Source organism: Streptomyces sp. N35, assembly GCF_016464295.1.
Lineage (GTDB): Bacteria > Actinomycetota > Actinomycetes > Streptomycetales > Streptomycetaceae > Streptomyces.
Genome location: NZ_JAEIMH010000020.1, coordinates 1 through 24,574 on the forward strand (window position 1 = coordinate 1; position 24,574 = coordinate 24,574).

The following is a 24,574-nucleotide window of genomic DNA, read 5'->3' on the forward strand; positions in this document are numbered from 1 at the left end:
GGGCGGCGCGCCGGCGGTCCAGCTGGGCGCCGACCGCCGCGTGGACCACCGGGAGCGCGAGCAGGGCGCGGGCGCCGAGACGGTACGGGCGGCCCGTACCGCGCAGGTAATGGCGCAGGGCGCCGGCCGCGGTGGGCAGACCGAGCGCCCGCCACACAGGGGGCAGTGCGCGGGTGGCGATATGCACCGCATGGTCGCCGAGGCGCGGCCTGAGGCTCGCGTAGGGGGCGTTGTCGTTGGGCAGCCGCGGCTCCTCGCGGCCGCCCTCCGCGCCGATCAGTGTGGTCGTCCCCATACGGGGACGCTAAGCGAGGGCGGGCACGGCCGCCTGTCGAGGCGTCCGGGCGGGGAAGCCGCACCCCGGGCGTCCACCGATCGGTGGAACGGAAGTACAACCGGGCGGTGCTGTCGTCAAAACCCCCTGCTCACACAGGATTTGGGCATGACATCGACAACTGTACGGATCGCTCGCTGGAGCGCTCAGCACCCATGGAAGGCCCTTGTCGGCTGGGCGCTGTTCGTGGCCCTGTGCCTGGGCGTGGGCGGCGCCCTCGGCATCAACGAGGCGAAGACCGCCGACTACCGCGTGGGTGAGGCGGGCCGGGCCGAGGCGATGGCCGCGCAGGCCGGGCTGCAGTGGCAGCCCACCGAGCAGGTGCTGATCACGGCCCGGTCCGGGGCGCTCGACCGGTCCCTCGCCGACGCGGCCGCCCGGGACCTGACCGCGCGGATGACCGAGCTGCCCGTCGTACAGGAGGTGGCGCGGCCGCTCGCCGCCGAGGACGGCCGGACCCTGATGGTCGAGGTGACGCTGCGGGGCGAGGAGCGGGACGCCAAGGACAAGGTGGACGCGTTGCTCGCGCAGACCGAGGCCGTGCAGAAGGCGTATCCGCGGCTGCTCCTGGAAGAGACGGGCAGTCCCTCCATCAGCAAGGGGGTCGAGGCGCAGCGCAGCAGCGATCTGGCCCTGTCCGAGGCGATCACGCTGCCGGTCACGCTGATCACGCTGTTCGCGGTGTTCGGCTCGGTGGTCATGGCGAGCGTGCCCCTGCTGCTCGCGCTGACATCCATCGCGGCGGCGATCGGTCTGTCGATGGTGGCCTCGCACCTGTCGCCTGACGCGGGGGTCGGCACCAATGTGATCCTGATGATCGGCCTCGCCGTCGGCGTCGACTACACGTTGTTCTATCTGAAGCGGGAGCGCGAGGAGCGAGCCCGTTCGGGCGGCCGGCTCAGTTCCGAGACGCTGGTGGAGCTGGCGGCGGCGACCTCGGGCCGTGCGGTGGTGCTGTCCGGGCTCGCGGTGATCGCGTCCACGGCGACCCTGTACCTGGCCTCCGACGTGATCTTCTCTTCGCTCGCCACCGGCACGATCGTGGTGGTCCTGGTCGCGGTGCTCAGCTCGCTGACCGTGCTGCCCGCGCTCCTGGTGAAGATCGGCAAGCGGCAGGAGCGCAGGGCCGCCCGCCGGGCCGCCCGCGGTCTGCGCCCACGGGCGGTGCGGGGCAACGGCGACGGCCGGATCTTCGCCGCGCTGATGCAGCCCGCGACCCGGCATCCCCTCGCCACCCTGATCGTCGCGACGCTCGCCCTGCTCGCGCTGGTTCTGCCGCTGACCGGTCTGAAGCTGACCGAGATGAGCCGGGACACGCACTCGCGCGAGATCCCCGCGATGCAGGTGTACGACCGGCTGAATGACGCCTATCCCGACCGCCGCGTGACCCATCAGGTCGTCGTGCGCGCCGAGGCCGACAAGGCCGCTGAAGTGACGGGTGCCCTAAGGGAGTTGGGCCGGCGCGCCGGGAGCGACCCGCTGTTCACCGGGCAGCCCGGACTGCGGGCCTCCCAGGACGGCCGGGTCCATGTGCTCGACCTGCGGGTGCCGCATCTGGGCAACTCCCCCGAGGCGTACGACTCGCTGGATCACCTGCGCGACACGTACGTACCCGCGACAGCCGGCAAGATCCTGGGGGCCGAGACCGCGGTGAGCGGCGATGTCGCGCGGTACGCCGACTATCCGGCCCACCAGAACGGAAAACTGCCGCTGGTGCTCGGCACGCTGCTGCTCGTGACCTTCCTGATGACACTGTTCGCGTTCCGTTCCGTGGTGCTCGCCCTGATCGGCGTCGCCCTGAACGTACTGTCCGCCGCTGCCGCACTCGGGGTGCTCGTCCTGGTCTTCCAGGGAACGTGGGCCGAGGGGCTGCTCGACTTCCAGTCGACGGGATCGATCGGGTCGCGGGTGCCGCTGTTCCTGTTCGTGATCCTCTTCGGACTTTCCATGGACTATCAGGTGTTCGTGGTCAGCCGCATCCAGGAGGCCGCACTGGCCGGCGTACCGGCCAGGCGGGCCGTGCTCGACGGGATGCGCAGTTCGGCGAGCGTGGTGACCAGCGCGGCCGTGGTGATGACGACGGTGTTCGTGAGCTTCGTCTTCCTGCACATCATCGAGATGAAGCAGATCGGGTTCGTGCTCGCGGCGGCCGTCCTGCTCGATGCCTTCGTCATCCGGATCATGATCCTGCCGGCGGCCATGATGCTGCTCGGCGAGGCGAGTTGGTGGCCCTCGCACGGCGTGCGCCGGGCCCGGCATGCCGCGGTCCCGCCCTCGGCCGAGGTTCCCGTCCGGCGGGCGGTCGACGTACGTTGATCGGTATGACTCCTCCCGCCGGGCCGGCCGACCCTTTCTGGGCCAGGGCCCTGCGCCGTTGGAACACGGTCGTCTGGGTGCTGTTCGCCGCGATGGCGGTGAGCCTGGCCGTGATGGATGCGTCCGGTACGAGCCGGTACGGGGCGCTGGCGCTGCTCGGCGCAGTGGCGCTGTGTTACGCGGTGCTCGACCGCTTCCCGGACAACCCGGTGGTCAGGCCGCACGGTTACCTCGTCGTCCTGGCCCTCGCGCTCGCCGGTCTCGCGTATCTGCGGATGAGCTACGCCTCGCTGTTCATGGTGACCCTGCCGCACTACTGGATGTTCGGGCGCAGCCGTCACGCCTCGACGGTCTTCCTGAGCCTGGCCGCCGTGGCGACCCTGGCCGGGAGTTGGCTGCGCAACGGCTGGTCGGCGGAGTTCTTCGGCGAGACCGTCGTGGGGACCCTGATCGTGGTCGCCGTCGGTGTGCTGATCGGCCTGTGGGCGCATTCGGTTGTCGAGCAGAGCACGGAACGGGCCCGTCTGATCGTGGAGTTGGAGCAGACCCAGGCGCGACTCGCCCAGGCCCATCAGCGGCAGGGCGCGGCGGACGAGCGGGAGCGGATGGCGCGCGAGATCCATGACACGCTCGCCCAGGGCTTCGCCTCGATCATCGTGCACGCCGAGGCGGCGCGCGCCGGCACCGGCCGCAGCGCCCAGCAGTTGCGGGCGATCGAGTCGACCGCCAGGGACAACCTTGCCGAGGCCCGTGCCCTGGTCGGCGCCGGCCGGCAGCAGATCGCGGCCGGCTCGGTGGCCCGGACACTCGGGCGGGTCCTCGACCGGTTCGCGGAGGACACCGAGCTGACCGTGGACCGCGAGCTCGACGACATCGTCTGCGACCAGCCGGCCCGTATCGCCCTGTTGCGCTGCACGCAGGAATCGCTCGCCAACGTCCGCAAGCACGCCCGGGCCACCACCGTCTCGGTGGTCCTCACGAAGGGTCCGTACGGAGTGGAGCTGGAGATCACCGATGACGGGACCGGGTTCGTGGTCGAGAAGTCGGCGGGGTTCGGACTGGTGGGCATGGAGCGCAGGCTCGCGGAACTGGGCGGGGAGCTGACGATCACCAGCTCGCTCGGGGACGGTACGCGGGTGCTCGCCCGGATACCGGCCGGTGACGGGGAGGCGGCCCGATGAGTGAAGTGCGGGGCGTGCGGATCGTCGTGGCCGACGACCACACGGTGATGCGCGCGGGCGTGGTGGCGCTGCTGGCGTCCGAGCCGAGCATCGAGATCGTCGCGGAGGCCGGCGACGGGCAGGCGGCCCTGGCGGAGATCGAGCGGCACACGCCCGATCTCGCGCTCCTGGATCTGCGGATGCCGGTGCTCGACGGGGCCGCGACCACCGAGCGGATCGTGGCCGGCTTTCCCGGTACGCGCGTGCTGATCCTCACCACGTACGACACCGACGCGGAGATCGAGCGCGCGGTGGAGGCGGGTGCGGTCGGTTACCTGCTCAAGGACGCGACGCGTGAGCAGCTGGTGGCTGCGATCCACGCGGCGGCGCGCGGCGAGACAGTCCTCGCGCCGCGGGTCGCCGAGAAGCTGGTGGCACGGATGCGCCGGCCCCCGGTCGTGCCGCTGACGGCGCGCGAGAGCGATGTCCTGAACGCCGTCGCGGACGGGCTGACCAACGCGGAGATCGGGCGGCGGCTCGTGATCGCCGAAGCGACGGTCAAGACGCATCTGCTGCGGCTCTTCGCGAAGCTCGACGCGAAGGACCGCACGCATGCGGTGGTGATCGCGCTGGAGCGGGGCGTGCTGCGCAGAGGGTGAGCCGAGGGTGAGGGGCGGCGGGTACGGGACCGGCCGCCCCTCAGGGCGTCACTTCAGGTTCGAGAAGTCCGGACCTGCCGTGCGGGTGCGCTTGATCTCGTAGAAGCCGGGGGTCGAGGCCACCAGGAGCGTGCCGTCCCACAGGCGGGCCGCGGCCTCGCCCTGCGGGGCCGGGGTGACGACCGGGCCGAAGAAGGCGATCTGCTCGCCGTCGGCGCCCGGCACCGCGATGACCGGGGTGCCGACGTCCTGGCCGACCTTGTCGATGCCCTCCTTGTGGGAGGCGCGCAGCTCGGTGTCGTACGTGTCCTTGTCCGCGTACTCGATCAGGTCGGCGGGCAGGCCGACCTCCTCAAGGGCGGCGGAGACGGCCTCTAGGGTCGGGCCCTCGCCGCGGTTGTGGAAGCGGGTGCCGATCGCCGTGTACAGCGGGCCGACCACGTCGTCGCCGTGCAGCTGCTGTGCCGCGGTGACCACGCGTACCGGGCCCCAGCCCTTCTCGAGGAGCTCCTTGTACTGCTCGGGCAGGTCGTCCCGGTTCTCGTTCAGGACCGACAGGCTCATCACGTGCCAGCGCACCTCGACGGGCCGTACCTTCTCGACCTCCAGCATCCAGCGGGAGGTCATCCACGCCCAGGGGCACAGGGGGTCGAACCAGAAGTCCGCGGTGACCTTTTCGCCGGTGTTCTGTGCAGCCTGCTCGCTCATGACTGGTGAATCCTCCATTGGCTTTACGTCACACGTCTGCCCCCACGAACACCGTCGCCGACGAGGGCATTCCCGGATGCCCGGCGCGCGGGCGACATGGGAGGATCGCAAGGATTGCGACACCACCTACCGTCCAGTCACCCGCCCATGCGCGTTTACGAGGGAGTACCCGTGCCCGGAGAGAACCTGTCCCGCGACGAGGCCCGAGAGCGGGCCGCGCTGCTGTCCGTCGACGGTTACGAGGTCTCACTCGACCTCAGGTCCGCGGTCGGCGAGTCAGGCGACGAGCCTCGTACGTTCCGGTCGGTGACGACCATCCGCTTCCGCTGCTCCGAGCCGGGCGCCGCCACCTTCGCCGATCTGATCGCGCCGAAGGTCACCGCCGTCTCCCTGAACGGGACCGACCTCGACCCGTCCGAGGTGTTCGACGGCTCGCGGATCGCGCTCGAGGATCTGCGGGACGAGAACGAGCTGGTCGTGGACGCGCAGTGCGCGTACAGCCGGACCGGCGAGGGCATGCACCGCTTCGTCGACCCCGAGGACGGCGAGGTCTACCTCTACACGCAGTACGAGCCGGCCGACTCGCGCCGGGTGATGACCTGCTTCGAGCAGCCCGACCTCAAGGCACCCTTCCGTATGGAGGTGCGTGCGCCCGAGGGCTGGACGGCCTGGTCGAACGGCGTCGGTGAACTGGCCGACGGGGTCTGGCGGTTCGCGGAGACCAAGCCGATCTCCTCGTACATCACGGCGTTCGTGGCGGGTCCGTACCACTACGTGACCGACACCTACAGCCGTAAGCTCGCGGACGGTTCGACCCTCGAGATCCCGCTCGGTGCGATGTGCCGCAAGGGTCTGGCCAAGCACTTCGACGCGGATGACGTCTTCCTGATCACCAAGCAGGGCCTGGACTTCTTCCACGACCACTTCGACTACCCGTACCCCTTCGGGAAGTACGACCAGGCCTTCGTGCCCGAGTACAACCTCGGTGCGATGGAGAACCCCGGCCTCGTCACGTTCCGCGAGGAGTACATCTTCCGCGGCAAGGTCACCTCGGCCTCCTACGAGCGGCGCGCGAACGTCATCCTGCACGAGATGGCGCACATGTGGTTCGGCGACCTGGTCACCATGCAGTGGTGGGACGACCTGTGGCTGAAGGAGTCCTTCGCGGACTTCATGGGCTCGTTCTCGATGGTGGAGTGCACCCGCTTCACCAACGGCTGGATCACCTTCGCCAACAACCGCAAGTCCTGGGCGTACCGCGCCGACCAGCTGCCGTCCACGCACCCGATCACGGCCGACATCCGTGACCTGGAGGACGCGAAGCTCAACTTCGACGGGATCACGTACGCGAAGGGCGCGTCCGTGCTCAAGCAGCTGGTGGCGTACGCCGGTCAGGACGCGTTCCTGGAAGGCGCGCGGCGCTACTTCAAGCGGCACGCGTACGGGAACACGCAGCTGGGCGATCTGCTCTCGGTCCTGGAGGAGACCTCGGGCCGTGACATGGCGACATGGTCGCGCTCGTGGCTGCAGACGGCCGGCGTCAACTCGCTCACGCCGGTGGTGACCTATGACGCGGCGGGCCGTGTCGTGGAGCTCGCCGTGCTTCAGGAAGCCGCCGATTCGCACCCGACGCTGCGTCCGCACCGAGTCGCCATCGGCCTCTACCGCCGGGCGCCGGACGGCTCGGTGGAGCGGTACGCGCGGGCCGAGGCGGATGTCGACGGTCCGCGTACCGTGATCGCGGATCTGGCGGGCGCCGAGAAGCCGGACCTGATCCTGGTCAACGACGACGACCTGACGTACTGCAAGATCCGTTTCGACGAGGGTTCCCTGGAGACGCTCCGGGGCCATCTCGGTTCGGTGAGCGACCCGTTGGCGCGCGCCCTGTGCTGGTCGGCGCTGTGGAACCTGACCCGGGACGCGTTGATGCCGGCCCGGGACTTCATCGATCTGGTGCTGCGGTTCGCGGGGCGCGAGTCGGACATCGGCGTGCTGCAGATGCTGCACGCGTGGGCGCGCTCGGCCTTGGTCAACTACGCGGCGCCCGACTGGCGTTCCACCGGTGAGCGCCAGCTGGCGGAGGGCGCCCTGAGCGAGCTGCGGCTCGCCGAGCCGGGCAGCCAGCACCAGCTGACCTGGGCGCGGTTCTTCGCCTCGGTCGCCGCGTCGGACGCCGACTACCAGCTGCTCGAAGGGCTGTTGAACGGCTCGGCGCAGATCGACGGTCTCGATGTGGACCAGGAGATGCGCTGGGCGTTCCTCGAGCCGCTGGCCTCGGCCGGCCGCGCGTCCTCGGACGTCCTCGACGCCGAACTCGCCCGCGACGACACGGCCTCCGGCAAGCGCCACCACGTCCGCTGCCTGGCCGCGCGCCCCTCGGCGGCGGTCAAGGCCCAGGCATGGGCGGAGGTCGTCGAGTCGGACGTCCTGTCCAACGCCCTGGTGGAGGCGACGATCGCGGGCTTCGCCCAGCCGTCCCAGCGCGACCTGATCGCTCCGTACGCACCGAAGTACTTCGAGGCGATCGAGCGGGTCTGGTCCGAGCGCTCGATCCAGATCGGCATGGATGTCGTACGGGGCCTCTTCCCGGCACTCCAGGACTCGGTGGGAACCCTGGCGGCCACGGACGAGTGGCTGTCCTCGCACCCGGACGCGGCACCGGCACTGCGCCGCCTGGTGATCGAGGCCCGGGACGATCTGGCCCGGGTGTTGCGGGGGCAGGCTTGCGATGCGGGGTCGGCTTCGGCCCGGTAGGCGGGCCTCTCCGTCCCCGGTCGGACGTGGTGAGGGTGAGGCCACCGAGTTGCGGTGGCCTCACCCTATCCACGCTCACCGGACGCCTACGCGTGTCACGGCAGGCCGCCGACGGTCGGCTCCCCCAGCTCGAACAGCCGTCTTTGAGTCGCCTCGCGGATCAATCGATCCCTGATCCGCGCACTGCGCACCGCGCGTACGCAGAAGGGCGGGGCACGCCCCGGACCGGAGGCGACTCCACGGCCCCCGGGCCCCCCGCACCACCAGAGCGCGGTGGTGCGCTCGTCCTCGTCCGGGAGTCGGGTCCTGAACAGCGGCCCCGAGCTCACGCTCACCACGATCGGCTCCCCCGACTCCGGATCGCGCAACACGATCCGCCCCACGCCTTTCGCCACCGGGAAGACGGCCGCGGCACAGACCTGCCACGGTCCTGCGCTCAATACCTTGCGTACGACCCGTTTGTGCCACCACGAGCCGACGCGTGCGAGAAGGGCGCCGAAGCCGCTGCCCCCGATGTACATCGCCGACGTGCCGACGAGGCCGGAGCCGTCCTGGGGCGCATGGGTGTCGAGCCAGAGGCCCAACGCAACCGCCACGAGACCGCTCCCCAACACCCAACGGTCCAGGGCACGTTCCCGCGCGAAGAAACGCGACGCACCCTCGTCCGTGATGGCGAGCGGGGGTGTCGCGCCATCACCGCCCTGCCTGTCGCCCCTCATGCGCGGACGCTACGGTCCTCTGGTGGCCGTGCGGCAGGCTGCGTTCCGGCAGCGAAGCCGGCCACGCGAGTGCCGGACCCTCGCAACACACCTGTGACGGAGCAAAAGGCGCCCACCCGTAACCCCCATCCGGACCAGCCCTTCTCGGCTCTCGAACGTCCGTCCTTTAGTGCAGGATTGTCCGGTTTATGCGACGGGACGGTAACAGGGGTTAGAGCGCCGTCACGCTGCGGGAAACCCCTGGCCATGAACCACAACACCCCGCTCTCCCCCCGCCCCCTGCACCAGCTCTCCGACGGCGCGCGGCGCGTCATGACCGGCGCCCAGTTGCGCAGCCACGGAGTGTCCGCCGCCGAGACCAACACCCAGTGCCGGCCCGGCGGTCCCTGGCAGCAGGTGCTGCCCGGTGTGTTTCTGCTCCACCCCGGGCCGCCGACCAGCGAGGAGCGGCTGCACGCCGTGCTCCTGTACGCGGGGCGGCCCCCCGGCGCCGGCACGGTCGCCGGTGCCACCGCGGGCGTGACCGGCGTCGCGCCCGGACTCAACGCCATCCCGGCGCAGACCGGCACGCTGAACATGCCCCGGCAGTCCGCGGAATCCGCCGCCGCGGCCTCCTTGCCGCCCGCGGCCCGGCCGCCCGTCGAGCGCTCGGCGGACGAGCGGCGGTCCATGGCCGCCCACCCCTCCTCCTACCGGAGGAAGTCCGAAGCCCCGGACCACAGCGCCTCGTTCGCGTACGAGGACGTGGCGATCACCGGACTCGCCGCCCTGACGCTGCACGGCTTCTCGGCCGCTCCCCCGCTGCTCTCGCTCGACCGCATCGACGTCCTGGTGCCCCGGACGCGGCGGCTGCGGTCCGTGAGCTTCGCGCGGATCGCACGGACGCACGCGATGCCGCAGCCGCAGGACGTGACCGGTCTGCCCGTGGCCCCCGTGCCGCGTGCGCTGGCCGACGCGGTCGGTCAGCTCGATGACGCGGGCGCCGTACGGCGGCTGCTGATGGAGGCGGTACGGGGCGGGCACTGCGAACCGGCCGCGATCGTACGGGAGTTGAACCATGCCCGGCTGCTCAGCCGGCCGCATGTCGTCGACGCCGTGGACTCGCTGCTCGCCGAGGGGCGGGCGATCGCCGAGGACCGGTTGATCCGGATGGTGGCCGAGTTCGGCCTGCCGGACCCGCTGTGGAACGTGGACCTGCGGCTGCCGGGCGGTCCGCACCTGGGGGGCGTGGACGCGTACTGGCCCGATCAGGCGGTGGCCGTCGAGCTGGACACGCGGGCCCCGCGCCAGGACGACGACGGCAAGGGGTCTCCCCTGCTCGAGCGGAGCCGAGAGCTTGGGGAATGGTCCGAATACGCCCGCAAGCGCGAACACTTGGAGCGGCTCGGGATCACCGTCGTGCACATCACGCCGCGCAAACTCAGGGATTCCGTGGAGCAGCAGGCCACGGTGGTCCGTACGGCACTGATGGCGTCGACCGACCGGGAGCCGGCGGCGTATGTGGTGGTGCTGCCGCGCTGAGAAGGGCGGCCCAGGAGGGGAGCGGAGGGGACGGGTCCCAGGGGTGGGTCCGTCCCCTCCGCATGTTCGGGGTCACCTGCCGCAGAACTCGGCGTTCGCCACCGGCTGCCAGTCGCCCGCCCCGTTGAAGTTGAAGGCGAGCGAATGGCGGCCGTCGGGCGAGGTCAGGGCCACGGACAAGGAGCCGTGGATCTCGCCGCCGTGACCCCAGACCGGTGCGCCGCAGGACGTACGCCACCGCTGCAGACCGAGCCCGTAGTCCGCGGCCGGACCGGCCGGCACCGTGGTCAGCATCTCGGCGAGCTGCTCCCGCGGAATCAGGCGGCCGCGCAGCAGCGCGCTGTAGAAGCGGGTGAGATCGCGGGAGTCGGAGATCATCTCGCCCGAGCCGAAGGAGCCGCTCGGGTTGAGTTCGGTGACGTCGTGGAGCGTGCCATCGGGGTTGCCGAGCGTGGCGTACCCGCGTGAACTGGGCTCGGGGAGCGTCGATTCGGTGCCGGGGACGGAAGTGGCGTGCAGGCCGAGGGGCTTGATGATGCGCCGCTGGATCTCCTCGCCGTACGGGCGGCCGGTGATCCTCTCGATGATCAGCGCGGCGAGTACGTAGTTGGTGTTGGAGTATTCCCAGCCCTCGCCCGGGTCGAAGCGGGCCTTGTTGCGCACTCCCGTGGCGACGAGCTGTCCGGGGGTGAAGCTGTCGTAGCGGTGGTCGAGGAAGTCCTCGTCGAGGTACGTGTCGGCGAACTCCCGGTCCTCGAGGAAGTCGGCGATCCCGCTGGTGTGGTTGAGCAGGTGGCGCACCGTGATGCGCCGGGCGTCGTAGCCCTCGCCGCGCACGAGCCCGGGCAGCCACCGTTCGACCGGGTCGTCCAGGTCGATCCGGTGCTCGCCCTGCAGCTGGAGCAGGACCGTGGCGACGAAGGTCTTGGTGACCGAGCCGACGCGGTAGCGGTCGTGGGCACCCCGGGGCGCACCGGTCTTCAGGTCGCCGAGGCCCGAAGTGGCCCTCCACACCCCGTGCTTGTCGACCACGCGCGCTGTCGCACCGGGCACCCCCGCGTCGACGGCCGCGTCCAGCGCCGCCCGGGTCTTCGTGTGCGGCCGGCCGGAGTCCGCGTCCAGCACACCGGACCCCGCGTCCGACGCCCCGGCCCTCGCGTCCGACGCCCCCGTCCCCGTCCCCGTCCCCGTCCCTCTGCCCGCCGTACCCGCCGCCTCGGCCGGCGTGATCAGGAGCGTCGCCGTCACCGCCGCGGCCACCAGCGCACCGATCGCACCTGTCCGTACGGGACGCACCACTCGTACCGTCATCCGGCTCCGCCTCTTCCGTCGCACCCGCTGCTGTCGGAGGGCAGGACCGTGCACGGTGCGCGCCGGTTGAGGCGAGCGGTGGGGTTGAGCGCGAATCAGCCTTTCGGGGACCGGTGTCAGCGCTTGGGCAGCACCAGCTCCGTGTTGCGGTCGTACGTCTCGCCGAGCAACTCCGGCTTGCGGCCCGGGGAGTTGAACGACAGCTCGCGGTACAGGGACGCGAGACCCGTCTGGGTGAGGTCGTCGAAGGTGGTGCGATGCGGCGCCGAGGACTCGATGAGCGTGGTGAACAGGGAGAGCGTGCCGTCCTTGTTGTCGGCGATCTCGATCACCCGGGCCAGCTGCGGATAGTCGATATGGGAGGCCGTGGTGATCTCCCAGAACGTGCCGCGCGGACGGATCTTGTTCCTGTGGCTGTGTCCGTTCACCCAGGCCAGGACCCGGGGGTGGCGCTTGAGGAGCCCGACGAGCTCCTGGCCTCCGTGCCGGGCCTCGCGCGGACGGGCGGGGTCGGGGCGGGTGTTGCGCATGGATGTGCTGGTGTGGTGGCTGAAGACGATCGCGTAACGGCCGTCCTTCGCCACCTGCTTCAGGGTGCGCTCCAGCCAGTTCCACTGCCCGCTGCCGAGGGAACCCTCGTAGTGGCCGCCGGAGTTGGTGGTGTCGAGGCTGATGCCGAGGACGTCGTCGGCGATGTCGAAGGCGTAGTACTGGGTCGACGAGGCGAGGTTGGCCTGGGTGTAGCCGTGGCCGATGGGGCCCGGTCCCTCGTACACGGGGTCGAGGTGCGCCTTGAGGTAGTCGGCATGCGTGAAGGGCGCGCGGGCGGAATCCGGGGTGATCCGGCGCAGCTTGCCGCGGTGGGTGCGGATCAGGTCCTTGAAGTACGTGCCCTTGGGGTCGTCCCCGGCCCGTATCGCCTTCCAGAAGCGGGCGCCCTCGGACGGATCGAGCTCCATCAGCTTGCGGTCGCCGACGGCGAACTCGTGGAACCAGCCGTCGCCCGCGAAGCAACCGCCGGGCAGGGAGTCGTGGTTGCCGACCGTGGAGTACCAGGGGACGTTGAGACCGGGGCTGCGGACCGCGCCGATCGCCGCGTCGAGGAAGCCGTCGACGCGGGGGAAGCCGGCCTTCTTGTCGGCGTCCCGCAGGTCGGCGTCGGGGTGCCAGTAGAGCGGCAGACCGCTGTCCTGGACGCCCTCGTAGCGGCGCGGGTCACCGGAGTTGGGGACGATCGTGCCGCCGCTCAACGCCTTGAGGAACCAGTCGAGTTCGCAGCGCGCGTTGTTGTCGGTGTTGTCGCCGGTGGTCATCACGAAGCTCAGGGGCGCGCCGGTGGCGGGCGCGCCCCTGAGGGCGTTGACGCGCTCCACCAGCGCTACCGCGCCCTGTACGGAGAGGGCCTCCTGGGGGCGCCAGGCGCTCATGGTCTCGGCGCGCAGGAACTCGTAGCGGTTGGGGTGCTGGGTGTCCACGATGTGCAGATCGGTGAACTGCACGAAGGCGGCGAGCGCCCGGCGGCGGGCATCGCGCCCCTTCTTGGCGCCGGCCATCTCGCCGCGGGTGACGCGCGGCCAGGCGGGCCCGCTGCCGAGCCGCCGGTAGCCGTGGCCCGAGCCCGGGGCGGCGACCGTGCTGAGCGTGGTGCCTCGCCGGTACGGGGCGAGGGGCGGAGCCGGAGCGGGACGGTTGCTGAGCCGGTCGAGCGGCTGTGCGGGCCGGGCGGCCTGTGCTTCGTGGCCGCCGCCGTCGAGCCCGATGGTGAGGGCGATGCCGGTCGAGGCGGAGACGGCGCCCGCGGCGGCGAGGAAGGAACGGCGGTCGAGGGCGGTGGCGACAGAGCGTGTGCGCGGCATGGCGCGTCTCCCCGGGTCCGAACGCGGTTCGCGGGGGTGCCCGACCGGCTGCTCGTCGAACTCCCCGCTCGTACTGGATCGTTGGCAGCGGGGATGACCTGCGCGTAAACGAGACCGCAACGTCGCGGGCCGATCACCGTACGTGGATCACGGACCGGTGCGGGCGTCATCCCTGGCTCATGGCGGGCTCGTCGACTCGACCGGAGGCGGTCACGCTGTGTTCATCTGACGGGGTAGGCCGCGGGCGCGCCGCGTGTGGCCCGCGGGTTGGGCGCCGCTCGTCAGTGGGTGGGGCGTGTGTAGCCAACGGGTTGGGCGCCGCTGGCCAACGGGCTCGGCGTGTGCAGCCCGCGGGTTCGGGGCGTGCAGCCCGCGGGTTCGGCGCCCGGGGGCCGTTTGGGGAACGGAGGGCTGCCGGAAGGTGTCCAGCCCTTAACGTGTGCAGGGTGCACAAAGAGCTGAGGGTGGCGGCCTACGCCGTCTGCGTACGCGACGGACAGCTTCTGCTCGCCCGCTGGGTGGCCGGCGACGGCAGCAAGCGGTGGACGCTGCCGGGCGGCGGGATGGAGCACGGCGAGGATCCGTACGACACGGTGATCCGCGAGGCCGAGGAGGAGACGGGGTACGCGGTGCGGCCCGTCACGCTGCTCGGCGTGGACTCCATCCGCCGCCGCTATCCGCGCAAGCTCGGCTCGTTCGCGGATTTCCACGGGCTCCGTCTGGTGTACGAGGGGGAGATCACCGGGGGCGACCTGCGCCACGAGACGGACGGTTCGACCGACATGGCGGCCTGGCATCCGCTGGACGCGGTCGCCGGACTGCCGCGGGTCGGCCTGGTCGACGTCGGACTGGGCCTGTGGCGCAAGCGACCGGCGGTGGGGCGGGTCGAGCTGGAGCGGTGAGTGGGCGGGTGGCTCGGGGGGTGGGTGGCTCGGTGAGTGGGTGAGTGGCTGGGTGAGTGGGTGGGCGCCGGGCGGCGGATGTCCCGCTTGGGTGCGTCGGCGGGTGCGGGGCGGTTGTGGTCGCGGTACCTACGTATAAAGGGTGGCTGAGGTGCGTGGGTGGTTGCGCGGACCTCCTGCGGCGGCTCGCCCGCCCGCCCCGCCGTCGGCCTTCCTTTCCCCTATTACTGCCAGAGATCAGCCCCAAGCACCGCGCCCGGACCGGAGACGCGAAGCAACCCCGACTCCGCCGACCGAGCGCGTGGGCATCGGTCCCCCTCCCCCCCTCTCGCTCCATAGGGGGACCAAATGTCGCGTACAAAAGCCCCAAATCCCCCGCGGTGCCGGACAAATGGTCCCCCGATCCCCCTTACCGGCCCCCGGCCACCAGCAACGGCGCTCCGCCCGGGGCTGAAGCTGGGCGGCCGTTTGTCAGGGGGCGGCCTGTGGCCGGGGCCGGGGCGGTCAGGTCTCGCGCCACCAGTTCCGGGATCACGCCCTCCCCGAACCAGTACGCCTCCTCCAGGTGCGGGTAACCGGAGAGTACGAAGTGCTCGACGCCCAGGGCGTGGTACTCCTCGATCCGGTCCGCGACCTCCCCGTGCGAACCGACCAGCGCCGTGCCCGCTCCCCCGCGCACCAGCCCCACGCCCGCCCACAGGTTCGGGGCGATCTCCAGGCGGTCCCGGCTGCCGCCGTGCAGTGCGAGCATCCGCTGCTGGCCCACCGACTCGCTGCGGCCGAGCGCCTGTTGGGCCGCAGCGATCGTCCCCGGGTCGAGGTCGTCGAGCAGCCGGTGCGCCACCGACCAGGCCTCCGCGGACGAGTCGCGGGAGATCGAGTGCAGCCTGATACCGAAGCGGACGGTCCGTCCCTCGGCCTCCGCGAGGCCCCGGATCCAGCCGATCTTCTCCTTGACCTGCTCCGGCGGTTCACCCCAGGTCAGATACACGTCCGAGTGCCGCGCCGCGACCGGTCCCGCGGCCGGTGAGGATCCGCCGAAGAAAATCTGCGGCAGCGGGTCCGGCGGCAGCGCGGTCAGGGCGCCGTCGACGCGGTAGTGCTCGCCCGTGAAGTCGTAGGGGAGCCCGCCCCATGCTCCCCGTACCACCGAAAGGAATTCGTCCGTACGGGCATAGCGCTGGTCGTGGTCCAGATGGTCGCCGAAGCGGCGCTGCTCGGTGGAGTCACCGCCGGTGACGACGTTGAGCAGCAGCCGGCCGCGGGTGATGCGCTGGTACGTGGCCGCCATCTGTGCGGCGAGCACCGGTGAGATCACGCCGGGCCGGAAGGCGACGAGGAACTTGAGGCGTTCGGTGTGCTGGGCCAGCGCGACCGTGGTGAGCCAGGCGTCCTCGCACCAGGTGCCGGTGGGGGTCAGCACCGCCTCGAAGCCGAGCTGTTCGGCGGCTTTGGCGATTTGGGCCAGGTACTCGATGTCGGGCGCCCGTACTCCGCTGACGGGCGTGATCCGGGAACGCTTGATGCCGCCGTCGGTGTAGGCGTGGCGGTCGACGAGGGTGCGGCCGTCGCCGCCGGTGGGCAGGAACCAGTGCAGGTGGACGGTCATGTCACTTCTCCGTGTAGGTGCGGGCCGGGGTGGTGGAGGGCGGCAGGTCGCCGTTGAAGCGCGGGTCCACGAAATCGGCGAAGGTCACCTTGCGCGGGATCAGCTTCAGCTCGGCGAAGGTGTCGACGATCTGCTGCTCGGAGGCGATGGCCTCCTTGTCGACGGCGACCGGGACGCGGGTGCCGTTGGAGCGCTTCACCGCCGCGAGGGCCGCCTCGTAGGGCAGTCCGGTGTCCTTCGCCCAGACCTTCGCCCACTCCTCGGGGTGCTCGAACACCCAGTTCTGGGCGCGCCGCAGCCGCGCCAGATAGTCCTCGATCGCGGCGGACTTCTTCTTGTCGTCGAGCGCCGCGGGGGCCGCCACCTGGAAGCCGAGGCCGTTGGTGACGCCCTCGCCGTCGGTCAGGACCTTGCCCTGTTTCGAGACGAGCACCTGCGAGGTGTACGGATCCCAGACCGCCCAGGCGTCCACCTTGCCGCCGTTGAACGCGGCCAGGGCGTCGGCCGGCTGCAGATAGCTGACCTTGATGTCCTCGAGGGTCAGGCCCGCCTTCTTCAGGGCGGAGACCAGTTGGAAGTGCGACGAGCTGCCCTGCGCGACGGCGACGGACTTGCCCTTGAGCTGCTCGGGCCGCTTCAGCGGGGAGTCCTCGGGTACGAGGATCGCCTCGCCGGCGGGGCTGCCGTGGCTGGCGGCCACCACGGTGATCTTCGACCCGGCGCCCGCCGCGAAGACCGGCGGTGTGTTGCCGACCGCGCCGATGTCCACGGCCTTGGCGTTGATCGCTTCGAGGAGGGGTGGTCCTGAGGTGAACGTGGACCACTTGATCTTGTAGTCGAGATCGTCGAGCTCCCCGGCGGCTCGCAGCACGGCCTCCGAACCGCCCTTCTGGTCCCCGACGTTCAGCGTCAGTGAGCCCTTGCCGTCGGAGTCGTCACCGAGGGTGCTCGCGGAGGGGGAGCCGCCGCAGGCCGTCGCGGTCGCGAGGAGCGCGAGCGGGAGAAGCAGTGCGGGCAGGATGCGGCGTGGGCGCATGGTGAACTTCCTTTTCTCGTACGGGAATCAGGCGGCGCGGACGGTCAGGCGGCGCGGGTGGCCAGGCAGCGTCGGTCAGGCGGCGTGTGCGGTCTCGACGCCGAGCAGGTCGAGCAGCTCGCCGCGCAGGGCCGCGAACCGCGGGTCGGTGAGGGAGCGGGGGCGGTCGAGGCCGACGGTCACCTCGTGGGCGATCGCTCCGTCCTCCATGACCAGGACTCGGTCCGCGAGCAGCACCGCCTCCTCCACGTCATGGGTGACCAGGAGCACCGCGCAGCCGCGCCGCTGCCACACCTCTCCGACCAGGCGTTGGGCCTTGAGCCGGGTCAGGGCGTCCAGGGCGCCGAACGGTTCGTCGAGCAGCAGCAGATCGGGTTCGCGCACCAACGCGCGGGCCAGCGAGCCGCGTTGGGCCTCACCGCCGGAGAGCGTCTTGGGCCAGGCGTCGGCGCGGTGGCCGAGGCCGACCTCGTCGAGCACCTGCTCGGCCACCTCGCGGCCGGGGCGGCCCGGGAGCCCGAGCAGCACGTTGCGCCATACCTTCTTCCAGGGCAGAAGGCGCGGCGCCTGGAACGCGGTGGCCCTGCGCCGGGGCACGAGCACGGTGCCGTCGATCTCGCGGTCGAGGCCGGCGAGAATCTTCAGGAGGGTGGACTTCCCGCAGCCGCTGCGCCCGAGCAGGGCGACGAACTCGCCCTGCTGCACGGTGAGTTCGAGGTCGTCGATGACGCGGCGGCCGTCGAAGGTGCGGCTGAGCCCCTCGACCCGTACCGCCGCGGACGTGCCGGTCACTGGCCGGTGAAGGTCGGTCGCCATTGCAGGAGCAGCCTTTCGAGGGTGCGGACGGCGAGATCGGCGAGCAGGCCGAGGAAGGCGTAGACGATCAGGCAGACGACGATCACGTCGGTGCGCAGGAAGTCGCGGGCCTGCATCATCAGGAACCCGATCCCCGCGTCGGCGTTGACCTGCTCGGCGAAGACGAGCGCGAGCCAGGCGACCCCGAGCGCGTAGCGCAGTCCGGTGAGTGCGCCGGGCAGGGCTCCGGGCAGCACGACATGGCGGACCAGGCCCCAGCGGGAGAGCCCGAGTGACTGTCCGGCCTCGATCAACTGGGCGTCGACGCCGCGGATTCCGGCGTACGCGTTGAGGTAGAGCGGGAACACCACGCCGAGCGTGATGATGGCGATCTTCGGTGCCTCGCCGATCCCGAACCAGATGATGAACAGCGGGATGAGGCCGACGAACGGCACCGTCCGCAGCATCTGCATCCCGGCGTCCACCAGGTCCTCGCCGATCCGGAAGAGCCCGGAGAGCAGCGCGAGCGTGATCCCGATGACGGCGCCGAAAAGGAGCCCGACCGCGACACGTTGCAGCGAGACGCCCATGGCCTGCGTGAGCGAACCGTCGGCGAGCAGATCGCGGGCGACGCCGGCGATGGTGCCGGGTGAGGCGAGGATCTCGGGAGGCAGCACTCCGGTGGCGGTCAGGAGCTGCCACAGGCCGAGCAGCAGCAGGGGGCCGCTGGTGCGGCGCAGCCAGCGGGGGATGCGCGGGCGGTGGGTGCGGGTGGAGAGGAGGGGTTCCAGGTCGGGAGCGGAGGCGGGTGCCTGCCGCTTTTGCAGGGATATTTCGGGTGCACCGGGTTGCGGTGGGGCATGACTGACGGTCATGGGAACTCCAGGCATACGAGGGCCCTTTACGGGGCCTGCCGGACGGCGCGCGGGGCGGCCGGGAATCACGCCTCGGCGACGGCACACGGAAAACAGCGCACCGAATTCAAAGAGGCGTGCAAAGGGCACCGGGAGGCACGCAAAGGCCACCGGGGCTCAGCGGGAAAAGCTGCGCAGAGGGGTCAGCGGCCGCGACGACACGCGGCGGAGGCCACCCGCAGCAGGTCGATGTGACCGCGCGTGGTGAGCATGACGGAACGCAACATGTCGCCGAACGTAGCGAGTTGATCCTTCTGCGGTCAATCAGCGTCTCGCTCTGCGGACATCCGTAAGGAGACGTGGACCGTTCGGCCCCGTATCACCCGCTTCGCCCCCGCTGGCGTATGGCGGAAGTCCGCCATGACCCCTTCCCGCCACGGACTGCCCTCCTCAAACAGCAGTCCCATACGTAATGCTGAGCGGTCATTCGGTACCGGATTACGGACCGAATTACGGATCGGTTCTCCCTTTCCTGCCCGTCTTTCACACAGGGACGCAGATGACGCTCGAATCCCCGCGCGCACCCCGACCGGGTGCCAGACACGCGGCCCGAATAGCCGTGGCGGCAGGGCTTGTTGCGGCGCTCGGCGCCGCAGGGCCCGTGCCCGCCTTCTCCGCCGACCCCGGCGGTGAGCCCGCTCCCGCGAAGTCCGCAGCCGAGAAACTCGGCTCCGACGACGCCAAGCTGCTCGCCCAGGCCGAGGCCGAAGGCGAGAAGACCGTCACGGTCATGGTGGCCACCACGCAAGGCGCGACCGAGCAGGCCGCGCAGACCTTCGACGAGGTCAAGGGCGGCATCGTCGGCAAGCGGAACGACAAGCTCGGCTATGTCCGGGCCACCGTTCCGACCAAGAGCGCCAAGGCCGCCATCAAGGAGGCCTCCGCGCTCTCGTCGGTCAAGGGCATCGATCTGCTCCAGGAGATCGAGCTCGAGGACCCGACGCCGGCCGGAGACCGCGCCAAGGGCGCTCCGACCGCGAAGAACTCGGCGCCCGGCAGCTACCCTGCGCCGAGCAAGCGGACCCCGGCGAAGAACCCGTACAACCCGTCCTTCGAGACGGGCGCGGTGGACTTCGTCGAGGACAACCCGCGGGCCGACGGCCGCGGGGTGACCATCGGCATCCTCGACTCGGGTGTCGACCTCGGCCACCCGGCGCTGCAGAAGACCACCACGGGCGAGCGCAAGATCGTCGACTGGGTCACCGCGACCGACCCGGTCATCGACGGCGACGCCACCTGGCGGCGGATGAACGCGGTGGCCCCGGTGGCCGGCCCGACGTTCACCTTCGACGGCAAGACCTGGACCGCCCCCGCGGGCAGCTACCAGGTCCAGTACTTCCGCGAGGCCGCCTCCATCGGCGGTGACGCCAACGGCGACCTGAACCGCGACGGCGACACCACCGACGTATGGGGCCTCCTGTACGACGCGGCCGCCGGCACGGTCCGCGTCGACCTGAACGACGACAAGAACTTCACCAACGACGAAGCCATGAAGCCGTACAAGAACGGCTTCCAGGTCGGCTACTTCGGCACCGACAACCCGGCGACCGATGTCGTCGAGCGCGTCCCGTTCGTGGTCGAGATCCGCAAGGACGTCGTCTACAACGCCGCGGGCGCCAAGTCCGACTTCGTCAACATCGGCATCATCGAGTCCGAGCACGGCACCCACGTCGCCGGCATCACCGCCGCCAACTCGCTGTTCGGCGGCCGGATGAACGGTGCGGCGCCCGGCGCCAAGCTGGTCTCCTCGCGCGCCTGCTCGTGGGGCGGCGGCTGCACCAACGTCGCGCTCACCGAGGGCATGATCGACCTCGTCACCAACCGTGGCGTGGACATCGTGAACATGTCGATCGGCGGTCTGCCGCCGCTGAACGACGGCAACAACGCGCGCGCCGAGCTGTACACCCGTCTCATCGACGAGTACGGCGTCCAGCTGGTGATCTCGGCCGGCAACAGCGGCCCGGGCACCAACACCATCGGCGACCCCTCGCTCGCCGACAAGGTGATCTCGGTCGGCGCGACCATCTCCAAGGAGACCTGGGCCGCCAACTACGGCTCGGGCGTGGAGAAGCGGTACGCCATGATGCCGTTCTCCTCGCGCGGTCCGCGTGAGGACGGCGGCTTCACGCCGACCCTGTCCGCCCCGGGTGCGGCGATCAACACCACGCAGACCTGGATCCCCGGCGGCCCGGTCGCCGAGGCGGGCTACACCCTGCCGGCCGGCTACTCGATGCTGCAGGGCACCTCGATGGCGTCCCCGCAGGCCGCGGGCGCCTCGGCGCTGCTGATCTCGGCCGCGAAGCAGAAGAAGATCGAGCTCTCGCCGCTGACCCTGCGCACCGCGCTCACCTCGACCGCGAACCACATCCCCGGTGTGGGCGCGCACGAGGAAGGCGCGGGCCTCATCGACATCGAGGACGCGTGGGACTCCATCAAGGACGGCGCGACCGCGCACGACTACAAGGTCTCCGCTCCGGTCGACACCGCGATCGAGGACTTCCTGGCCACGCCCGGCTTCGGCACCGGTCTCTACGACCGTGAGGGCGGCCTGAAGGTCGGCGAGCGCAAGACGTACGAGGTCAAGATCACGCGTACGTCGGGCTCTTCGCGTGCGGTCCGGCACGAGCTGGACTTCGAGAACAACGACGGTACGTTCCGCATCGTCGGCGACGACGACATCTCGCTGCCGCTGAACCAGCCGGTGACCGTGAAGGTCCAGGCCCGTGCGGGCTCGGCCGGGATCCACTCCGCGATCCTGGAGCTGGACGACGAGCGCACCGAGGGCGTCGACAAGCAGATCATGACGACCGTGGTCGCCTCCGCCGAGCTCGCGAAGCCTTCGTACGCCTTCAAGGCCTCGGGCTCGGTGCAGCGCAACAGCCACAAGTCGTACTTCGTGACGGTCCCCGAGGGCGCCAAGACCTTCGAGGTCGCGCTCGGCGGTCTGAAGGCGGGCAGCCAGACCCGCTTCATCGCGATCCACCCGTACGGTGTCCCGGTCGACCCGACCGGCACCCCGAACTGCTACCCGAACTACAACAACCCGGCCAACACCTGCCGCCCCGACCTGCGTTCGTACGCGAATCCGCAGCCGGGCGTCTGGGAGATCGAGGTCGAGTCCCGTCGTACGTCGCCGCTGCTCGACAACCCGTACGAGCTCACCGCGACCGCGCTCGGTGTCACCTTCGACCCGGCGGTGCAGACCGTCGCCGAGGCGAAGATCGGCACCCCGACCGCGGTGAACTGGAACGTCACCAACGACTTCGGCCCGATCACGGGCGGCAAGCTCGCGGGTGGCGCGCTGGGTTCGTCGAAGCAGGAGCGTCCGACGATCGCGCACCACGCGTCGCAGGAGTACGAGGTGGCGGTTCCGGCCGGCACCGAGCGGCTCGACGTGAAGATCGGCAACACCGAGGACAAGGGCGCCGACCTGGACCTCAGTGTGTACCGGATCGTCAACGGCACGCCCACGCTGGTCGGTCAGGCCGCCGACGGCGACTCGGAGGAGGCGGTCTCGATCGCCAAGCCCGCCGCCGGTCAGTACGTGGCGGTCGTGGACGGCTATTCCGTCCCGGCCGGGACGACGGCCTTCGACTACCTCGACCTGTACTTCGCGCCGTCGCTCGGCGAGCTGAAGGTCGACGGCTCGAAGAGCATCGATCTGGCGCAGGGCGCGTCGACCGCGGTCTCCGCGGAGGTCCTGGTCGCCGGTGCCGCACCCGAGGGACGCCAGTTCTTCGGCGAGGTCCGGGTGCTGAACGGCAAGGGCACGGCTGCGGGTTCGGGCAGCGTGCGGATCGAGAAGGTCGTTCCGTAACCGTCTGCTCCTGACCGTTCACGAAACAGGGGCGGGCGTCCGGATTTCCGGGCGCCCGCCCTTTTCTCACCGCAGCGGCGCCGGGCAGTCGAGGGTCCGGGACTCCGGCAGAGCTTCCAGGAGCTCGGGCCGTACGTCCCCCACGCCCCACCCCGTCTCAGCGTCGTAACCGTCCTGCGCATGCCGGTACACACTGATCAGAACGAGCTCACCACGCTCGATGTCCGAGGCAACCGCCGCGGGCAGAGCGACCGTCGTGGTCGGTTCCTCGGCCACGGCCCGCTCGGGCCGGTACCAACGGTCGACCTTGACCGTGACGTCCACCTTGCCGTCCTTGCGCGGCTCCAGCTTCGTGGCTTTCCCCTCCACGAGGATCTTCGTGCAGGCGATCTGCTCGGCGCGGCTGAAGCCGGCGTCGCTCTGGTCGGAGCCGGAGTCGGGCGCGCGGGAGGCGGCACCCTTCTCGCCCTCCTTGTTGTCGGCACCGCCGTTGAGCGCCGGCTCGGGGGCGGCGTCGCGGGCACTCTTGTCCGAGTCCGCCGCGCCCACGTTCAACCCGTTCTGCGCCCCCAGCCAGAACAGCCCCCCGAACAGGGCGAGCGCGCAGGCCGCGACGGCCACCCGTACCGATACGGCGAACAGCCGGCGCGTCCGTACCCTTGCCGGCCGCGCGCGAGGCGGCACCGGGGCCGGAGCGGGCACCGGCTCCCCGGCCGGCTCGGCGGCGAGCTCGTCTCCCAACTCGCGCAGTGCGCAGCGCAGTTGTTCGAGGTCCCCGATCGCGGCCTGATACCCCGCGTCGTGAGCGAGCTCGTCCGGCACGTCCTCCCCGGTGATCGCCGCCATCAGCACGTCGTCCGGCTCGTACGCATCGGTCCTGAAACCCTTGTCGCCGGCCACGTCACACCACCTCGCCCTCGTGCAGCCGCGCGCGCAGGGCCCGTACCGCCCCGTGCAGCCTGCTCTTGACCGTGCCCTCGGGGACGCCGAGCCGTTCCGCGATTCCACGCACGGACAGATCCGCGTAGAACCGCAGCACGACCACCTGCCGCTGGGTGTCGGTCAGTTCGTCGAGCCCCTTCGCGACCGCCATCGAGAGCACCTTGCTCTCCTCCACCGCGTGGCTCTCCGCACGCAGCGAGGCGAGCCGCTCCCCCAGGCGCTCCTGGCGGCGGCGGGCCCGGTGGTAGTCCATCGCCCAGTTGGAGGCGACGACGGCGGCCCAGGCGGACACGTCACGGGGCGCCTCGCGTCCGTCGGCGGCCCGTTCGAGCAGTTTGAGGCGCACCTGCTGCACCCCGTCCGGCAGTTCGGACGCGGGCACGCCGCCGAGCGCGAGGACCGCCCGGACCCGGCTCACCTGAGCCGGGTCCAGGGGGTCCCGCGGATCCCCCTCTTCCGCTCCCCGCCCGCGCCGAAGCGTCCCTCTGCGCAGCAAAGCCCACCCCTTCCTCACCCCGTTCTGCCCTTACGACGCGGGGGCGGGGCGAAACGTTCGCCCCGAGGTGAGGGAAGTTTGTCAGTGCAGCGTCGGGCGGTAGACGAGCTCCTGGACGCGGCCGTCGAGCGTGCGGTGCTCGAGCAGTTCCAGGTCGAAGTCCTGCGCGCCCTTGAAAATCGGGTCGAGCCCGGTGCGGCCGGTGATGACGGGGAACAGCGTCACGTGCACCCGGTCGACCAGACCGGCGGCGAGCAGCGCACGGTTGAGGGTCAGGCTGCCGTGCGAGCGCAGCGGCAGCTTCGACTCCTCCTTCAGACGGGCGATGACGTCGACGGCGTCGCCGTGCTCGACGGTCGCGTCCGGCCAGTCGAGGGGCCCTCGCAGCGTGTTCGACACCACTGTCGCCGGCAGCTCCCGCATCCGCGTGACCCACGCGTCCCGTACGTCGGCGTCCGCGGGGGCGTCGGCGAGCATCCGCGCGAACACGCGGAACGTGGTGGCTCCGAAGACCACCCGCTGCTCCTCCTCGTACAGAGCGAGGCGGCGCTCGAGCAGTTCGGGGCCCTGCTTGCCCCAGTAGCCGGTCCAGTCGCCACCGGCCGCGCCGTAGCCGTCGAGGCTGGAGAAGACATCGAAGGTGTAGGTGGCGGTCATGGGGGGTTCTCCTCACGTGTGAGCAATCGTTATGGGGCAGACCGGGTCCGGCCGCAGAACTCATCGCC

Annotated in this window: 20 protein-coding genes; 7 read left to right on the top strand and 13 right to left on the bottom strand. The window is 70.8% G+C overall.

Annotation, left to right across the window (positions count from 1 at the left end; genetic code table 11):
- Positions 1-295 (bottom strand): hypothetical protein (locus JAO81_RS13475; RefSeq protein WP_199548070.1); only part of this gene is annotated, 295 nt, incomplete at its 3' end.
- A 147-nt stretch (positions 296-442) separates the two neighbouring features.
- On the opposite strand from JAO81_RS13475, the gene JAO81_RS13480 reads away from it, so the two are divergent.
- From JAO81_RS13480 to JAO81_RS13490, 3 genes are read left to right on the top strand one after another with little or no spacing between them, the layout of a single operon-like run.
- The gene (locus JAO81_RS13480; protein ID WP_199548071.1) at positions 443-2,650 is read left to right on the top strand and encodes an MMPL family transporter; all 2,208 of its coding nucleotides are present in this window, start codon (positions 443-445) and stop codon (positions 2,648-2,650) included.
- Between the two features lie 5 nt (positions 2,651-2,655).
- The gene (locus JAO81_RS13485) at positions 2,656-3,831 is read left to right on the top strand and encodes a sensor histidine kinase (RefSeq protein ID WP_199548072.1); all 1,176 of its coding nucleotides are present in this window, start codon (positions 2,656-2,658) and stop codon (positions 3,829-3,831) included.
- Positions 3,828-4,469, top strand: a complete 642-nt coding sequence (locus JAO81_RS13490; protein WP_199548073.1) for a response regulator transcription factor — start codon at positions 3,828-3,830, stop codon at positions 4,467-4,469. The genes JAO81_RS13485 and JAO81_RS13490 overlap by 4 nt, the downstream gene beginning before the upstream one ends.
- Positions 4,470-4,517: 48 nt before the next feature.
- Here JAO81_RS13490 and JAO81_RS13495 read toward each other — a convergent pair whose 3' ends face one another.
- Positions 4,518-5,177, bottom strand: coding sequence for a DsbA family protein (locus JAO81_RS13495; protein ID WP_199548074.1), 660 nt, complete (start codon positions 5,175-5,177; stop codon positions 4,518-4,520).
- Between the two features lie 171 nt (positions 5,178-5,348).
- On the opposite strand from JAO81_RS13495, the gene pepN reads away from it, so the two are divergent.
- Positions 5,349-7,931, top strand: coding sequence for an aminopeptidase N (gene pepN, locus JAO81_RS13500; protein WP_199548075.1), 2,583 nt, complete (start codon positions 5,349-5,351; stop codon positions 7,929-7,931).
- Positions 7,932-8,026: 95 nt separating this feature from the next.
- Here the strand turns inward: pepN and JAO81_RS13505 are convergent, their stop codons facing one another.
- A complete protein-coding gene (locus JAO81_RS13505) occupies positions 8,027-8,650 on the bottom strand; it encodes a hypothetical protein (protein WP_199548076.1) in 624 nt (207 codons plus the stop codon).
- Positions 8,651-8,896: 246 nt separating this feature from the next.
- Between JAO81_RS13505 and JAO81_RS42430 the strand changes: the two genes are divergently transcribed.
- Positions 8,897-10,171: a hypothetical protein gene (locus JAO81_RS42430; protein ID WP_233415323.1), complete on the top strand. Its 1,275-nt coding sequence runs from the start codon at positions 8,897-8,899 to the stop codon at positions 10,169-10,171.
- Positions 10,172-10,243: 72 nt separating this feature from the next.
- Here JAO81_RS42430 and JAO81_RS13520 read toward each other — a convergent pair whose 3' ends face one another.
- Positions 10,244-11,482, bottom strand: coding sequence for a serine hydrolase (locus JAO81_RS13520; RefSeq protein WP_199548077.1), 1,239 nt, complete (start codon positions 11,480-11,482; stop codon positions 10,244-10,246).
- Between the two features lie 116 nt (positions 11,483-11,598).
- Positions 11,599-13,338, bottom strand: a complete 1,740-nt coding sequence (locus JAO81_RS13525) for a TIGR03767 family metallophosphoesterase (protein WP_199548078.1) — start codon at positions 13,336-13,338, stop codon at positions 11,599-11,601.
- A gap of 446 nt (positions 13,339-13,784) precedes the next feature.
- On the opposite strand from JAO81_RS13525, the gene JAO81_RS13530 reads away from it, so the two are divergent.
- A complete protein-coding gene (locus JAO81_RS13530) occupies positions 13,785-14,240 on the top strand; it encodes an NUDIX hydrolase (RefSeq protein ID WP_199548079.1) in 456 nt (151 codons plus the stop codon).
- A gap of 409 nt (positions 14,241-14,649) precedes the next feature.
- Here the strand turns inward: JAO81_RS13530 and JAO81_RS13535 are convergent, their stop codons facing one another.
- The 5 genes from JAO81_RS13535 to JAO81_RS43960 all read right to left on the bottom strand — a co-directional run bounded on the left by JAO81_RS13535 (position 14,650) and on the right by JAO81_RS43960 (position 18,821).
- Entirely contained in the window at positions 14,650-15,849 is a 1,200-nt protein-coding gene (locus JAO81_RS13535; RefSeq protein ID WP_199548080.1) for an LLM class flavin-dependent oxidoreductase, read from the bottom strand.
- 1 nt (position 15,850) lies between these two features.
- Complete coding sequence (locus tag JAO81_RS13540) at positions 15,851-16,885, bottom strand: ABC transporter substrate-binding protein (protein ID WP_199548081.1); 1,035 nt, start codon at positions 16,883-16,885, stop codon at positions 15,851-15,853.
- Between the two features lie 75 nt (positions 16,886-16,960).
- The gene (locus tag JAO81_RS13545) at positions 16,961-17,701 is read right to left on the bottom strand and encodes an ABC transporter ATP-binding protein (protein ID WP_199548082.1); all 741 of its coding nucleotides are present in this window, start codon (positions 17,699-17,701) and stop codon (positions 16,961-16,963) included.
- Positions 17,674-18,555 carry an ABC transporter permease gene (locus tag JAO81_RS13550; protein WP_199548083.1) on the bottom strand — a complete coding sequence of 294 codons (882 nt, stop codon included), beginning with the start codon at positions 18,553-18,555 and terminating at the stop codon, positions 17,674-17,676. Before JAO81_RS13550 ends, JAO81_RS13545 begins: the two co-directional genes overlap by 28 nt.
- A gap of 182 nt (positions 18,556-18,737) precedes the next feature.
- The gene (locus tag JAO81_RS43960) at positions 18,738-18,821 is read right to left on the bottom strand and encodes a putative leader peptide (protein ID WP_352254655.1); all 84 of its coding nucleotides are present in this window, start codon (positions 18,819-18,821) and stop codon (positions 18,738-18,740) included.
- Between the two features lie 272 nt (positions 18,822-19,093).
- Here JAO81_RS43960 and JAO81_RS13555 point away from each other — a divergent pair, with 272 nt between their 5' ends.
- Positions 19,094-22,411: a S8 family serine peptidase gene (locus tag JAO81_RS13555; RefSeq protein ID WP_199548084.1), complete on the top strand. Its 3,318-nt coding sequence runs from the start codon at positions 19,094-19,096 to the stop codon at positions 22,409-22,411.
- 66 nt (positions 22,412-22,477) lie between these two features.
- Here JAO81_RS13555 and JAO81_RS13560 read toward each other — a convergent pair whose 3' ends face one another.
- From JAO81_RS13560 to JAO81_RS13570, 3 genes are all read right to left on the bottom strand, one after another.
- Positions 22,478-23,311 (bottom strand): hypothetical protein, encoded by an 834-nt coding sequence (locus tag JAO81_RS13560; RefSeq protein ID WP_199548085.1) that lies wholly within the window; start codon positions 23,309-23,311, stop codon positions 22,478-22,480.
- Position 23,312: 1 nt separating this feature from the next.
- Positions 23,313-23,846, bottom strand: a complete 534-nt coding sequence (locus JAO81_RS13565; RefSeq protein WP_199548129.1) for a sigma-70 family RNA polymerase sigma factor — start codon at positions 23,844-23,846, stop codon at positions 23,313-23,315.
- 84 nt (positions 23,847-23,930) lie between these two features.
- Positions 23,931-24,506, bottom strand: coding sequence for a dihydrofolate reductase family protein (locus tag JAO81_RS13570; protein WP_199548086.1), 576 nt, complete (start codon positions 24,504-24,506; stop codon positions 23,931-23,933).
- Between the last annotated feature and the right edge of the window lie 68 nt (positions 24,507-24,574).